Here is a 14,079-nt window from a genome sequence, read left to right on the forward strand (position 1 = left end):
GTCCTTGAGTTTTCTTCATATTTTCCAACATATTTTCTTCATAGACCACCAACCCTTGAACCACAGCTCGGAATTTTTCTAAAACATAATCCAGTAAAATACAGCTATCCGGAATGATAATCCTCTCCACCGAAGAGTGGGTCAAATCCCTTTCATGCCAGAGGGCCACATTTTCCAGGGCGGCCAAAGCGTTGCCCCGTATAACCCTTGATAGACCAGCAACTCGCTCACTCATCATGGGGTTACGCTTATGAGGCATAGCCGAGGAGCCCTTCTGTCCCTGGCGAAATGGTTCTTCTACCTCTAAAATTTCAGTTCTCTGCAGGTTGCGAATCTCCGTGGCCATTTTTTCCAAAGAGCTGGCAATAATGGCCAAAGTGGTCATAAACTGAGCATGCCGGTCACGTTGAATTACCTGGGTAGAAACCGGGCAGGGTTTGAGCCCTAATTTGTGACAAACATACTCTTCCACCCGAGGGTCCAGGTGAGCAAAATTGCCCATCGCTCCCGATATGGCGCCAAAGGATATTATTTCCCGGGCCTGTTCCAAACGCAGAATATTTCGCTTAATTTCACTGTACCACAGGGCCATCTTCAAGCCAAAGGTACTGGGCTCGCCATGTACCCCGTGTGTTCGGCCAATATTAAGGCTGTATTTATAGCGGATAGCCTTTTCGGCTACTACCCTTTGTAGTTTTTCCAGCTTGTCCTGAATTAAATCGGCAGATTCGCGCATCTGTAAAGCCAGTCCGGTATCCAGTATATCTGAAGAGGTCATGCCCAGGTGAATATACTTGGAATCATCTCCCACATACTCGGCTACATTGGTCAAAAATGCGATTACATCGTGATGAACCTCGGCTTCAATCTCTTTAATCCTATCTAGCTTAAAAGCTGCCCGTTTTCTAATTGTCTCTACGGCTGACATCGGTATTTTACCTAATTCAGCCCAGGCTTCACAGGCGGCAATTTCGATTTTTAACCAGTTATTAAGCTTATTCTCTTCCGACCATACCCTTCCCATTTCACTCAGGATATACCTTTCAATCATTTTGGACTCCCCTTTTTAAGGTTAATGTCACTGCAAATCTATTTTTGATTCTAATGCAAAAAGTAATTAATATTCATTGGCTTGTATAAATATACCGCTCCAGCGTCCTTAATAGCGACCGAAGGGAGCATCAGTTGTGCCCGACAGGGCGCTTCACATGGGCAACACCTGCGGCTTGTCTGTGGAGTCATTTTTTTATGTTCAAATATGCATCAGCTCCCAAGCCTTGCAACTTCTGGTCTTTTTCTCGAACTTCCCGGGCCATTTGACTTCGATATTCTTGCAAGCGCTGCCAAATGCTTCCATCGTGAAGGGCCATAATCTGCAAGGCCAGGAGAGCCGCATTAGCACTACCATTGATGGCTACCGTAGCTACAGGGATTCCCCGGGGCATCTGCACAATGGAGTAAAGTGAATCTATCCCGGAAAGACTGCTGGTTTTTATGGGAACTCCAATAACCGGAAGCAGAGTATAAGAGGCAATCACTCCAGGTAGATGTGCGGCACCACCAGCTCCAGCAATTATTACTTCGTTTCCCCTGTCTCGAGCCTCCTTTGCATAGGCCGCGGTTTCAGCAGGCAAACGGTGGGCCGAACAGATCGTATATTCATATTCTATAGCAAATTCTTGGAGTATATCCCCAGCATCTTTCATTATAGCCAAGTCGGAATCACTTCCCATAATAATTCCCACTCTGGGCATATTAGCATTCCTCCTTGTCAAAAAATTCTTATTGCGTATTTATGGCGTGGTTAGCTTGATTTTCAGTTGCTTTGCCGGTTTTCTCGCGGAAAAAAGAGAAAAACCAAGCAAAAAGTAACAAGCCCGGAAGGACAGGATTCGTAACCGAAACCTATCCGCCTGGGCTTTTATCCCTATACGGTGTAGTGCAATCCTGCACCTGTGTCACTTGGACCAGTCCATGCCAGCATGCGGAACCCTAGACACACTTTCGTGTTTCTAAAACTAAATATATTTGATTTCCTGCAAAGAGCCTCTCTTATGCAGTAAAAATATAAGTTTAGCCGAGAATATCTTAGCAATATAAGTATTATTTCTTTCATTTCCAGCTTTACACCTTGATATTAGCAGAGCAATCCTGGCCTGTCAACTTGCTCCCTCCCCCACTTTAATCCCGCAATTGCTGGTCCACCCAGCGGCCTACCCCGCGGGCAAAAAGAAGTTCCAGGTGATTTAGCGGGAGAACGGTCTTTTCCAGGAGTTGAGCACCTTCCCTCATTAAACCATCTGTATTAAGAACACTATCCACCAGAACCAGTCCGTCACTGGGAGCGCTGCCTTCCCCCGGGAAACAATTAAGGAAATGCTTATCGCCCGCCAGAACAGCGAGCTTAATCTCTGGAGGCAATCCATGCCGGTTAAGCTTTTGTATACAATAACCTCCGTCCTGTATAGCCGCATCAATCCCCCGGGAATGACTGATTAATCCAAACCCACCATAATAGGTAGACCACCAATCTTGTTGTAGCGGATCTAAAGCAAATTCCTCATCCCAGCGAGCAAGCATCTGGCTCTGTCCCGGAAAACAACCATCATGAAAAATTGCCTGCTTGCTGCAATCCACTAAACTCCCCAGGGAAAGTATTTGATCCCAGGCCATAACCCCATTGGAGCCGGAAATATAAATAAGGTAATTAAACATGGGATTGCGAAAAGCAAAGTCGGTACCTCCGTTGGGTGTTCCCAGCATTATGTATCGCCTTACCTCACCATTGTATGGAATTGCAGCCAATCCAGCCAAATATATCCAAGCAGCCAGGCCCCCTTTACTGTGAGCCAATACATCCACCTGGGGAGCACCGGTCAATTCACGCACCCGGGAAATAGCATCAGCAAGTTGTAGCGCTTGGTAATAATTATCCCCATGGGGATGAGAAAAGCTGAGGGCAAATACCCTGTAACCAAGTTCAACCAACTGTTGTTGCAAACCGATATATCCCAAAGCAAATACATCACAAAACGAGGTGGCATCCAATCCAGCCCCGTGAAGCAAAAGCAGGGGAACCGCATTTCTGTTGCTATCCCAGCCGGCTGCGTAATGTAGCAGGTAGTATTTGGCATCAGGTGTGGCACTGCCAAAATGGGCGATGATATCTTTATCCAGCTGACGGTTACTTTCACAAAAGCGTTGTTCTTTGCCGGCCAGGCTTTCCACTTCCCGGCACTCAACCCGTTCCCAGAAACGATTGCTGTTTTTATACTCCATTCCCACATTTAAAAAAACATCGCGGGATACATTCTGCCAAAATTCTAAACCTATTTGGCCTAGACCCCGGCTCAGGTAATCTCCCAGAGCCACAGCACTCAAAATATCAAGCACAATACCTCTCCTCCCATTGCTTCATTATAGCAATTCAGGAAGGATTCAACCAGGAATGCTGTATCTTTGGGACATAAAAGAACCATCCCCTCAAACCCTCACAGCTCACTTTTCTTACCTGCTTCCATACCCCAAGGATAGGGCCACCGATGAAAATGAGGGCAGAAAAAACATGGATTTTATCGCTGTAACTTAATAATAACACCCAAAGAATCGCAGTCCTTCAGCGTTCAAATTTTATTATAGTATTCCCTGTAATTTATCCCGGAGATTTCCAATTCGCCCCTTTAATTCCCAGGCTTCTTCTCTCACTTCGCTGTCCGGTGATGTCAGGAAATGCGCGAACCCGCTTCCCTGTTCCAATTCATTCAGCTCGCTGGCCAGTCTTGCCGCCAGTTGTTTAATATATTCTTCCAATTTAAACACCCCTTTATTATCCATTTTTACCTAGAGTACCAGAATCCATTCATAGCAAAAGGAATAGTGCACTTTTCTTAGTAATCAATATTGGCTTCACTGCAAAAACCCCTTTTGTGGCATAAGGGTTGAATAAATATACAAAACGCTGTCGATGGTGAAAGCGGGCGGTCGAAGACCGCCCTTACAATGCTTTGCAGTCGCTATTAAGGTTGTTGCGCCTGATTCGGAACGACACGGGGGTCGTTCCCTACATACGCCTTGAGTCATATTTAATTTTTAGGATTTTGCTAATAATACAAGATAGCAGCTTTAGAAACGAATCTAATGCAAGGAGGAAAAATGAGATGAATCAGAGTGAATTTGAAAGGATAATGAAACTGGCCATAGAGGCCGAGACGGAAGCTTACGGGTTCTACCGTGATGTTTCTGAAAAGGTTACCGATGCCTCAGTAAAAAAGATATATCAAGAATTTGCCAAAGAAGAATTAGGACACCGTACTTTGCTGGAACAGATCTTAAAACACGATATTAAAAGTTTCTCTATTACTAGAGCTAGCGATTACAAAGTATCAGAAACAGTAGAATTGCCTCGCCTATCATTGGATTTGAAACCGGTTGATGCTATTGCCCTGGCTATGAAAAAAGAGGAAGAAGCGATGAAAACTTATTCTTCTCTAGCTGCTCTTTCTGCCCATTTCATACAGGGCTTCCTCTATCAGTCGTTCGTCCCGGAGTGCCCTAGGTCTTGTTTGAATACTTGCCTTTAACCCGTCTTTCGTTTCTTCCGTTACGGTCTTATCCAGCCAAGCTTGTTCCATTGTTCCGGCAAGTAAGACCGCAGGCAAGTAAGCAGGGTGGTCATAATAAACCTCCCCCAATAGGTCAGTAGCCCTTAGATTTCTACACCTTAGTACGGACTCTTAATCACTTTCACATCATCGCTCTTGCAGCCTTTGCACTTGAGCTCTAGGTCGTCCTCCTTGTTAATACTTTTGGCCCCACATTCATTGCACTGAATCGTTATTATCATTTTTTACTCCCCCGTCCCCACCTGTTTTTTTAGGGTACCGTCAGTAAGCTTAAGACCTTGCCGATCTGGGGATCATAGATCGATTCCTCCAGCACATAGGCCCCGGTTTTGCCGTCCTGAAACCAGATCTTCTCTTCCAGTTTGGCGGTGCGAACCTCGCTTTCTTTGGGCCGCGATTTATAAAATCCGGCGGCCAGGCTGCGCGGGTCCACCTCACTGCAAACCGGCCGGCTGCCCTGGAAGGTCTTCAGTGCTTTCTGGCCATCACTCTGCACCACCGCGAATTTATCCGGGTACAGATCGACCAGCGAGTTGGCTAAGGAAAAGACGGATACATCATATTTTTCTCCGGCCAGCTTGCGCAGAGCATCCAAAGAGACCGATGAAGCCAGGAGATCCTGGGCCAGAATCGAGCTTTGTCACAATTCCTTAGAGCTTTCTCCTGCACTTTACTATCTTCTCCTCTATTAATCCTTCAGCAATAATAAGACCGTCACACCCCTTATACAATTGAGGGTGTTTTTTCACCTTTACCACGAGAGCTCCAGTCTAATTGGCTGGCCTGCCCAGGTTCCCTTTACTGGCAACACCCCCTGCTTTGCCGATAATTTTTCATTAAGATATCATTAATTTTCCACCTTTTTGTTGTATTATTATATATATGGTAAAGTGAATCGCGGGCTTTAGCCTGGCGTTAAAGATCATCATTTGTGAAGGAGGAGAAAACATGTCAAGCATTGGAATTATTGGCGGAGGCCAAGGAGGAACCACAATCCTGGGTGCATTCCATGAAATTGAGGAGTTCAGAGTAGTGGGCCTCTGTGATGTTAATGCTGAAGCACCGGGAATGAAGTTGGCGAGAGAATTAGGGGTTCCTGCCTTTCAGGCTTTGGGTGAATTGTTGCGCATCCCCGGGCTGGAGGTCATTATTGAGGCTACCGGCAGCGAAAAGGTACGGGAAATGGCCCTGGCTATGAAGCCGGCTTCCACTTTGCTAATGGATTCCCATATGGCTAATATGATGATGACTTTTGTAGAAGGGCACGAACGAATTTTGAAAAAAGCCCGCAGCAAGAAAGAGGCTTTCCGGACATCGGCACCTTTTCTCACCCCTACCTACGGAAAAGATGGGGTTATCTATTTTACTACCAATACTGAGCGTTATGACTTTGTGGAAAACCACAACATGGATATTGCCGGCATACGAATGGGAGAACCCCTGGTACAAAATGGTATTATTCAACGCTGCATTCAAACCCGCCAAGCGATAAGCGAAACGGTAAATGAAAAGATTTACGGTATTCGTTTAAATCTATGGGCGGCTCCCATCTTTGAAGATGATGAGGAGCATAATGCCGTGGTAGGAACTTACGGCGTGTTTGCACCTCGGCTTCACCCGGTGGTCAAAGCCTTTGATATTTTTGCGCCCATTATAATTGATTCTCAATCCGAAGGGGCCTGGGTAGGAGCCAGCGACACGCAGAAGGTTCTGCGCCGCATGGGCTCGGAGAAATTTGATACCAATGTGGTTGTTGGCTTGCCGATATCGGAAGTTAAGACCGCTATGCAAACCATACAGGCCCGGAAAAGGATACAGGTTGATATCAACACCAGGAAGCTAGGCAATATTCGCATGATAAGTATTCCCCTCTTTGATGAGGAAACCGACGAGCTGGTAGGAACCTTTGGCATAACCACGCCGCGTAATCTGGCCAGCAACCTGCAAAATGCGGCTGACACACTGAGAAGCCATACCGATGATATGGCCCGGGTGATGCAGCAAATTGCCAATTCAGCCGGAGAGATTAATATTACCGAAAGCAAACTGGCCGATATCATCAAGTCTATACAGGAAAACCTGGAAAATATCGTTAGAGTGCTGGCGTTTACCAAGGATGTAGCCAATCAAACCAAGATGCTGGGTATGAATGCGGCGATAGAAGCAGCCCGGGCCGGAGACCTTGGAAAAGGCTTCGGGGTAGTGGCCGGGGAAATCAGGAAACTATCCGATCAATCGAAACAGACCGCTGATGAGATTGGTCAGTTAACCCAGGCCATTGAAATTAGGATTAAGGATGCTGTCGAAGCTTCACAGGGAACTGTTATGCAAAGTCAGGAACAGGCGGCTGCCACCCAGGAGGTTACTGCCACAGTTATGGAAATGGCCGAAGTAGCAGAGAGACTAGCCACTCTGGCTAAATCATTATAAGGAAAAAAATACACTTGGGGCACGGGGACGGTTCTTTCGCCCGCCTTTTGCGGGCGAAAGAACCGTCCCCGTGCCCGCAGTCCCCACACTGCACTTTCTTATTCCCTGAATTCCCCTATCTTCCGGAGTTTTTGATAACGCTGCTCCAATAATTCGCGGCGATTCGTGGATACAAGCTCTTCCAGATGTTTTTCCAGGGCTTTTTTCAGCTTTTCCGCCATCTCCGGGAAATTCAGATGAGCACCTCCCAGGGGCTCTTCAATAATTTCATCAACTATGCCCAGTTCCTGCAGGTCACTGGCGGTGATTTTCATGGCTCTGGCCATATCCTCCACCCGCTCCAGGTCTTTCCACAGTATCGAAGCACAGGCCTCGGGAGAAGCCACGGAAAATACCGCGTTAGAATGCATCAAGAGGCGATCCGCAACCGCCAGAGCCAACGCTCCCCCGCTGCCCCCTTCACCGCTTACTACAGCTATTACGGGGACTTCCAAGGCTGAGAGAGTCATAAGGACCTGGGAAATAGCCCAGGCCTGCCCCCTTTCTTCGGCCCCTATGCCCGGATAGGCTCCCGGAGTGTCGATCAAGGTTATAACCGGGCGCTGGAATTTCTCAGCCTGCAGCAACAGGCGCCGGATTTTGCGATAACCTTCAGGGTGGGGCATGCCAAAATTAAACTGCAGGTTTTCCCGGGTATCCTTTCCTTTGCGGTAACCCAGTATAGTCACTGCCTGCCCGTTAAAGCGACCAATACCCCCAATCACGGAAGTATCATCGCCAAAGTGCCGGTCACCATGAAGCTCTATCCATTCCTCGCAAAAGTAGCTTATATAATCATTGCTGTTGGGTCTTTCCGGATGGCGGCTGAGCAGAACCTTTTCCCAGGGGGAGAGGTTCTGATACCTTCTTTCCCGGTTGTTTTCTATCTTTTCCTCCAGGCTTTCGATTTCCCGGGAAAGGTCAAACTCCATGCTGCTGGACAAATTATTTAACTCCTCCAGTTTCTCCCGGATTTCCCGAACCCTCTGTTCATAATCAAACTGTCTTTTTACCATGTTATCCTCCATCACACGGGCATGGGGACGGTTCTTTTGCCCGCCTTTTGCGGGCATAAGAACCGTCCCCATGCCCGCAATGAAGCCCTAGCAAGCTGCTCAAAGTTGCTTTTAGCTGTGATCGTTCCACAACCAGGTCGATCATGCCATGCTCCAAAAGAAATTCGGAACGCTGAAACTTGGCCGGCAACTGCTGTCCAATTGTCTGCTTGATAACCCGGGGGCCAGCAAAACCAATAAGGGCACCGGGCTCAGCCAGAATAATATCCGCCAGGGAAGCGAAGCTGGCTGAAACTCCGCCAGTGGTGGGATGGGTCAAAAGAGAAATATAGAGCAGTCCAGCCTGGTTAAACTTCCCCAATACCGCACTGGTCTTGGCCATTTGCATCAAGGCGACCATACCTTCCTGCATACGGGCTCCGCCGGAGCAAGAACAGATTAACAGGGGACAGGCAAGTTCCATGGCCTGTTCTACCGCCCGGCAAACCTTCTCTCCCACTACCGACCCCATACTGGCCATCATAAAGTCTGACTCCATTACCCCTAAAACCAGTTTATGCCCACCAATGGTGGCCAGGCCAGTAATTATGGCTTCACGGGATCCCGAAACTTCCCAGGCCTTTTCCAGTTTTTCCTGGTATCCGGGAAAGTCAAGCAGATCTAAGGAGCTCAAAGCAGCGTCAATCTCCTGAAAACTGCCGTTATCAACCATCAAGTCAATACGCTCACGAGCGCTGAGAGAGAAGTGGTGCTGACATTTGGGGCAGACCATGAGGTTGCGGTGCAGGGCTTCTGCCGCTATCCTGGCCGAACAGGAAGGACAGTTTATGGGGAGGGCAACTCTCTTTTCCTCCTCTTCACTTTCCATCTTCCTGCTTAGAGCGAAATATTTTTTTCGCGAAAAAGTATTTTTTATCATTTTTACCTGTATGCCCTATCTTAACTCAGGGCAAACAGGAATTCACCTCCGCAAACCAATTCCTCGTTAATCTTTATCTGCCCTTTTCCCTTGCCGATATTGCCCTTGATCGCCGTGAATTCGGTAGTAATCAGCAAGCTATCGCCGGGAGTCGCCATACGCTTGAAGCGAATACGATCCACCCCCGCCAGGTAACCCAAACGGCCTTGATATTTCTCATCACATAATATGGCACAGGCGCCTACCTGAGCCATGGCCTCGATCATGAGCACTCCGGGCATTACCGGGTGACCGGGGAAATGTCCGGGAAAAAAGGGTTCGTTAACGCTAAGGTTTTTTATACCCACGGCCCTCTCCCCAGGAGTCAGTTCAATAATCCGATCTACCAGCAGGAAAGGATAACGGTGAGGCAAAATCTTCATTATTTCTTCGCTATTCAATTCCAGTTTTTTCATTAGTTTATCTCCCATTTTGTATTTTTCGTATCACCAGGGCGGCATTGTGACCCCCGAAGCCCAGAGAATCCGACAGAACCACCTTCAGCTCCTTCTGGCGGGCCTTGCCTGGCACATAGTCCAGGTCACAGAGGGGATCAGGCTCTTCCAAGTTCAGGGTAGGGGGAACGGTATTATTTACCAGAGATAAGACCGAGGCAATCAATTCTATGGCCCCTGCCGCCCCCAACATGTGCCCGGTATAGGGCTTGGTTGAACTAACCAGCATTTGGTAGCTATGCTCCGCAAAAACACTCTTTATAGCCCTGGTTTCCACCTGATCATTAAGTTCGGTGCCGGTGCCATGGGCATTGATATAGTCAACTTCTTCCGGCTTGATGCCGGCATCAGCCAGGGCCATGGAAAACGCCAGGGCCGCTCCCCGGCCTTCAATATCCGGCTGCACCATATGAACCGCATCGGCACTGGCGCCGTAGCCGCACAATTCCGCATAAATCCTGGACCCACGCCTCAGGGCATGCTCCATTTCCTCCAGAACCAGGATAGCTGCTCCTTCGCCCATGACAAAACCATCACGCTTGATATCAAAGGGACGGCAGGCCCGACCGGGGTCCTCATTGGCGGTAGAAAGAGCCTTCATAGCACAAAAGCCCCCTACGGCCACCGGAGTAATGGAAGCTTCAGTTCCTCCGGCTATCATTACATCAGCCTTACCCAAACGAATCAATTGCAGGGCTTCGCCAATGGAATTGCTCCCGGAAGCACAGGCGGTTACTGTGCAGCCATTGGGTCCTCTGGCTCCCAAAATAATGGCTACTTGACCTGCGGCCATGTTGGAAATCATCATGGGAATAAAGAAAGGGCTCAATCCGTTTACGCCTTTTTGCAGCATTTTGGCATGTTGTTCTTCAAAGGTTTGGATTCCTCCAATACCAGAACCTATCCATACCCCTACCCGTGGGGCTTCATCACTAGTAAGCTGCAATCCGGCATCTTCTACCGCAATTTTCGCCGCGGAACAGGCGTACTGAACAAAAAGATCCATGCGCCTGGCATCCTTGCGGGGTATATAATCCTGCGCATTGAAGTCCTTCACCTGAGCCGCAATCCTGGTAGGGAAATCACTGGTGTCAAAACGATCGATTTGGCCTATGCCACCGCGCCCTTCCAGCAGGTTGTCCCAAAATTCCTTTTTATTGTTGCCGATAGGGGAAATCATCCCCAAACCGGTAATTACCACTCGGCGAGCGGGCATGTAATCACCTCTTTACTTAGCCGTTTACTACAACTTTGCTTCTACATAATCCACCACATTTTTAACCGTTTTCAGTTTGGCTGCTTCCTCCTCGGGAATCTGGATTTCAAATTTCTCTTCCAGCAGCATCAGCATTTCGACGATATCCAGGGAATCAGCCTCGAGATCTTCGGCAAATTTCGATTCGAGCTGGATTTCGTCCTCGGGAATATCCTTGATCTCCACAATAATCTTTTTCAGTTCCTCAAATACGTTCACTCTTTTACTTCCTCCTTGTTTTTTATCTGGTAACGCTGAGGGGGGCCAGAATCTTAATAGCATTCCTTACCTCTCACGCGATACTTCTCTATAATACCCTTTTAAAGGCTGGGAAAAAAGCCTTCACCAATGTCTCTCGTCATCTTAATACATCTCTGATGTCACTGCAAAAAGTTATTAATATGCATTCGTTTGCATAAAATATACCGCTCCAGCGTCCTTAATAGCGACCGCAGGGTATGGTAGGGAACGACCCCCGTGTCGTTCCGAATCAAGCGCAACAACCTTAATAGCGACTGCAAGGCATTGTAAGGGCGGTCTTCGACCGCCCGCTTTCACCTTCGCCAACGCTCGCTTTGTATATTTATGCAACCCTTATGCAACAAAAGGAGTTTTTGCAGTGGAGTCATCTTTTAAACCCAAAAGTGCTTTTGACAGTAACATGGAAGTAAGCGTTAGGACATTCCTCCATCCACCTTTATAACCTGAGCGGTAAGATAAGCAGCCGCATCTGAGGCCAAAAAGACCACCACCCCGGCGATATCTTCCGGAGTTCCCAATCGGCCCAGTGCAATAGCCGACAGCATCTTTTCCTTCTGCTCCGGACTAAAACCAGCCGTCATATCACTCTGGATATAGCCGGGGGCAATCACATTGGCCGTGATACCCCGAACTCCATATTCCCGGGCTATGGAAAAGGTCAATCCCAACAATCCCGACTTGGAGGCTGCATAGTGAGCCTGTCCCGCGTTTCCGCTGAGTCCTACCACTGAAGAGATATTTATTATTCTACCATAACGCTTTCTTACCATCTGCTTGAGAGCTTCCCGGCAGCAATAAAAAGCCGAGCTTAGATTGGTATTTATTAACTTATCCCATTCCTCGTCTTTTATGCGCAATATCAGTTGATCCTTGTTGATCCCGGCATTGTTTACCAGAACATCAATCTGGCCGTATTCCTTGATGACTGCTTCTACCAATTCCCGCGCCATAGCCGGGTCAGAAACATCCGCCCCCAGCACAATGCCACTGCTCCCAGCAGCTTCTATTTCCTGCAGTACCTCCTGGGCTTGCTCCTGGTTTTCTTTAATTCTCTCGGGAGCTTCCTGCGGGTTATTGTAGTAGTTTACTGCCACCCGGTATCCTTCCCGGGCCAGTTTCAGGGCAATGGTCCGGCCTATACCCCGGGAACTCCCGGTTACCAACGCTACTTTTGAATTCATATCGATTCCACCTTTTTTAAAAGCTTTTCCAGTGATTTCGAATCTTCCACCTGCCCCAGCACCCGATTGCGGTCGATCTTCTTTATCAAACCGGAGAGGGTGGAGCCAGGACCTATTTCAATAAAATAATCGGCCTTATTCATCATATATCTGACACTCTGTTCCCAGAGTACTGGCTTAAAAAGTTGTTGGGTCAGCAATTCCTCAAATTCTTCAGGGCCGTTTTCCTGAGCATTAACATTGCTGACTACGGGGATAAGGGGTTGCTGCCACTTCACCTGCGCCAGCTCCGCTTTCAATTTCATAGCAGCCTCGTACATTAGCGGGCTGTGAGAAGGCACGCTTACCGCCAGGGGGATCACCCGCCCACCTGTCTCCTTGATACTGGCAGTCACTGCCCGAACCGCTTCCATTTCACCGGAAATAACCAGTTGTCCCGGGCAATTGTAGTTAGCAATACCCACCTGGCCTACTGCCTTACTGCAAATATTTTCCAGGCTGAGCGCATCCATTCCTAAAACCGCTGCCATGGCTCCCTGGCCGGGAGGAACAGCTTCCTGCATGAGTATTGCCCGCTTTTGCACCAGAGGAAGGGCTTCCTCCAAATTTAAGGCTCCGGCAGCCACCAGGGCAGTGTATTCTCCCAGGCTGAGCCCGGCTAAAACCTCGGCACAAATTCCTGATTTTTTGGCAACAACCAGAGCTGCCATGCTACTTACAAGCAAGGCGGGTTGAGCAAACTCGGTCTGGTTCAATTGCTCCGGCGAACCTTCAAAACAAAGGCTACTTATGCTGTAGGGGCTGATTCTATCCGCCGTGGCAAAAACCTGGGCTGCTTCCTCATATTTTTCAGCCAATTCCTTTCCCATTCCAGGGTATTGCGCACCCTGACCGGGAAAAACAAAAGCTATTCTTGGCATTCTATCCCCCCCAGAATATTCTTTATTCGGCAGGCATGACTTATAATACCGGCAACAATCTCGGCGGCGGGCTGCACCTCTCTAACCAGGCCGCAAATCTGTCCAGCCAGGACACTTCCTTCATCTATGCGACCTTCCACTGCCGCTGCCGGATAGCGTCCCTTACCGAGCCGCTCAAGTTCTTCCTGACCCGCACCCATCTTTTCGCTTTTAAGATATTCCCGGGTAAACTGGTTGCGAATAACCCGAACCGGATGTCCGCTGGACTGGCCGCATATTACGGTGTCACGGTCTTTGGCCTTGATTACCCTTTGCTGGTAAGCCGGATGTACATTACATTCTTCAGCACAGATGAAGCGGGTTCCCATTTGTACCCCCTGGGCACCCAGCGCCAGGGCCGCTATCAAACCTCGGCCATCGGCTATGCCCCCGGCGGCTATTACCGGAACATCAACCGCATCCACTACCATAGGAACCAGGCACATGGTAGTCATCTCCCCCACATGTCCTCCTGATTCCGTCCCTTCAGCTACTATCGCATCCGCCCCGAGACGGCTGAGGCGCCGGGCCAGGGCTACTGAAGCTACCACTGGAATGACCTTTATTCCGGCGGCTTTGAGCCTTTCCATATAGGGACCGGGATTTCCCCCTCCAGTGGTTACTACCGGGACTTTTTCCTGGATAATGAGTTCTATTACCTTTTCTATGCCAGGAGCCGCCAGCATCAGATTCACTCCGAAGGGCTTGCCGGTCAGCTTCCTTACCTGGTCTATCTCCTGCTTTATCCAGACGGGTTCAGCCCCGGAAGCTCCTATTACTCCCAAACCACCGGCTTGAGATACAGCGGCAGCCAGATTTCCTCCGGCTATCCAGGCCATAGCCCCTTGAATAAGGGGATATTCAACATTTAATAAATTACAAAGATTCGTCTTAAAAAACATC

Annotated in this window: 15 protein-coding genes; 2 read left to right on the forward strand and 13 right to left on the reverse strand. The window is 48.5% G+C overall.

The features are described from left to right. The 4 genes from purB to PHP87_RS00740 form a co-directional block, all read right to left on the reverse strand. A partial coding sequence (purB, locus tag PHP87_RS00725; protein WP_299917269.1) for an adenylosuccinate lyase occupies positions 1 to 1,051 on the reverse strand: 1,051 nt, incomplete at its 3' end. A gap of 187 nt (positions 1,052 to 1,238) precedes the next feature. Then, positions 1,239 to 1,754 (reverse strand): 5-(carboxyamino)imidazole ribonucleotide mutase, encoded by a 516-nt coding sequence (gene purE, locus PHP87_RS00730; protein ID WP_299917271.1) that lies wholly within the window; start codon positions 1,752 to 1,754, stop codon positions 1,239 to 1,241. 427 nt (positions 1,755 to 2,181) lie between these two features. Continuing rightward, positions 2,182 to 3,393, reverse strand: a complete 1,212-nt coding sequence (locus PHP87_RS00735) for an alpha/beta fold hydrolase (RefSeq protein WP_299917274.1) — start codon at positions 3,391 to 3,393, stop codon at positions 2,182 to 2,184. A 240-nt stretch (positions 3,394 to 3,633) separates the two neighbouring features. Continuing rightward, positions 3,634 to 3,810: a hypothetical protein gene (locus tag PHP87_RS00740; RefSeq protein ID WP_299917276.1), complete on the reverse strand. Its 177-nt coding sequence runs from the start codon at positions 3,808 to 3,810 to the stop codon at positions 3,634 to 3,636. Positions 3,811 to 4,157: 347 nt separating this feature from the next. On the opposite strand from PHP87_RS00740, the gene PHP87_RS00745 reads away from it, so the two are divergent. Further along, a complete protein-coding gene (locus PHP87_RS00745) occupies positions 4,158 to 4,580 on the forward strand; it encodes a ferritin family protein (RefSeq protein WP_299917278.1) in 423 nt (140 codons plus the stop codon). Positions 4,581 to 4,872: 292 nt separating this feature from the next. On the opposite strand, the gene PHP87_RS00750 is transcribed toward PHP87_RS00745, so the two are convergent. Further along, positions 4,873 to 5,217 carry a hypothetical protein gene (locus PHP87_RS00750; RefSeq protein ID WP_299917281.1) on the reverse strand — a complete coding sequence of 115 codons (345 nt, stop codon included), beginning with the start codon at positions 5,215 to 5,217 and terminating at the stop codon, positions 4,873 to 4,875. Positions 5,218 to 5,570: 353 nt separating this feature from the next. Here PHP87_RS00750 and PHP87_RS00755 point away from each other — a divergent pair, with 353 nt between their 5' ends. Next, positions 5,571 to 7,052, forward strand: a complete 1,482-nt coding sequence (locus PHP87_RS00755) for a methyl-accepting chemotaxis protein (protein ID WP_299917284.1) — start codon at positions 5,571 to 5,573, stop codon at positions 7,050 to 7,052. A gap of 98 nt (positions 7,053 to 7,150) precedes the next feature. Here PHP87_RS00755 and PHP87_RS00760 read toward each other — a convergent pair whose 3' ends face one another. From PHP87_RS00760 to fabK, 8 genes are all read right to left on the reverse strand, one after another. Beyond that, a complete protein-coding gene (locus PHP87_RS00760; RefSeq protein WP_299917392.1) occupies positions 7,151 to 8,107 on the reverse strand; it encodes an acetyl-CoA carboxylase carboxyltransferase subunit alpha in 957 nt (318 codons plus the stop codon). Between the two features lies 1 nt (position 8,108). After that, positions 8,109 to 9,026, reverse strand: a complete 918-nt coding sequence (accD, locus tag PHP87_RS00765) for an acetyl-CoA carboxylase, carboxyltransferase subunit beta (protein WP_299917285.1) — start codon at positions 9,024 to 9,026, stop codon at positions 8,109 to 8,111. 20 nt (positions 9,027 to 9,046) lie between these two features. Next, positions 9,047 to 9,481: a 3-hydroxyacyl-ACP dehydratase FabZ gene (fabZ, locus tag PHP87_RS00770; RefSeq protein WP_299917287.1), complete on the reverse strand. Its 435-nt coding sequence runs from the start codon at positions 9,479 to 9,481 to the stop codon at positions 9,047 to 9,049. Positions 9,482 to 9,485: 4 nt separating this feature from the next. Beyond that, positions 9,486 to 10,736 carry a beta-ketoacyl-ACP synthase II gene (gene fabF, locus PHP87_RS00775; RefSeq protein WP_299917289.1) on the reverse strand — a complete coding sequence of 417 codons (1,251 nt, stop codon included), beginning with the start codon at positions 10,734 to 10,736 and terminating at the stop codon, positions 9,486 to 9,488. 27 nt (positions 10,737 to 10,763) lie between these two features. Next, positions 10,764 to 10,994 (reverse strand): acyl carrier protein, encoded by a 231-nt coding sequence (gene acpP, locus PHP87_RS00780; RefSeq protein WP_299917291.1) that lies wholly within the window; start codon positions 10,992 to 10,994, stop codon positions 10,764 to 10,766. Positions 10,995 to 11,449: 455 nt separating this feature from the next. Further along, a complete protein-coding gene (fabG, locus tag PHP87_RS00785; RefSeq protein ID WP_299917395.1) occupies positions 11,450 to 12,223 on the reverse strand; it encodes a 3-oxoacyl-[acyl-carrier-protein] reductase in 774 nt (257 codons plus the stop codon). Then, entirely contained in the window at positions 12,214 to 13,137 is a 924-nt protein-coding gene (gene fabD / locus PHP87_RS00790) for an ACP S-malonyltransferase (protein ID WP_299917294.1), read from the reverse strand. Before fabD ends, fabG begins: the two co-directional genes overlap by 10 nt. Beyond that, entirely contained in the window at positions 13,125 to 14,078 is a 954-nt protein-coding gene (fabK, locus tag PHP87_RS00795; RefSeq protein WP_299917296.1) for an enoyl-[acyl-carrier-protein] reductase FabK, read from the reverse strand. Before fabK ends, fabD begins: the two co-directional genes overlap by 13 nt. Between the last annotated feature and the right edge of the window lies 1 nt (position 14,079).

It is taken from the genome of Syntrophomonas sp. (assembly GCF_028707975.1).
Classification (GTDB): Bacteria; Bacillota; Syntrophomonadia; order Syntrophomonadales; family Syntrophomonadaceae; genus Syntrophomonas.

Bases quoted from the DNA above. Each gene is read 5' to 3' on its own strand.
- purE (WP_299917271.1), bottom strand. From the start codon at position 1,754: ATGCCCAGAGTGGGAATTATTATGGGAAGTGATTCCGACTTGGCTATA.
- PHP87_RS00745 (WP_299917278.1), top strand. From the start codon at position 4,158: ATGAATCAGAGTGAATTTGAAAGGATAATGAAACTGGCCATAGAGGCC.
- PHP87_RS00755 (WP_299917284.1), top strand. From the start codon at position 5,571: ATGTCAAGCATTGGAATTATTGGCGGAGGCCAAGGAGGAACCACAATC.
- PHP87_RS00760 (WP_299917392.1), bottom strand. From the start codon at position 8,107: ATGGTAAAAAGACAGTTTGATTATGAACAGAGGGTTCGGGAAATCCGG.
- accD (WP_299917285.1), bottom strand. From the start codon at position 9,026: ATGATAAAAAATACTTTTTCGCGAAAAAAATATTTCGCTCTAAGCAGG.
- fabZ (WP_299917287.1), bottom strand. From the start codon at position 9,481: ATGAAAAAACTGGAATTGAATAGCGAAGAAATAATGAAGATTTTGCCT.
- fabF (WP_299917289.1), bottom strand. From the start codon at position 10,736: ATGCCCGCTCGCCGAGTGGTAATTACCGGTTTGGGGATGATTTCCCCT.
- fabD (WP_299917294.1), bottom strand. From the start codon at position 13,137: ATGCCAAGAATAGCTTTTGTTTTTCCCGGTCAGGGTGCGCAATACCCT.
- fabK (WP_299917296.1), bottom strand. From the start codon at position 14,078: ATGTTTTTTAAGACGAATCTTTGTAATTTATTAAATGTTGAATATCCC.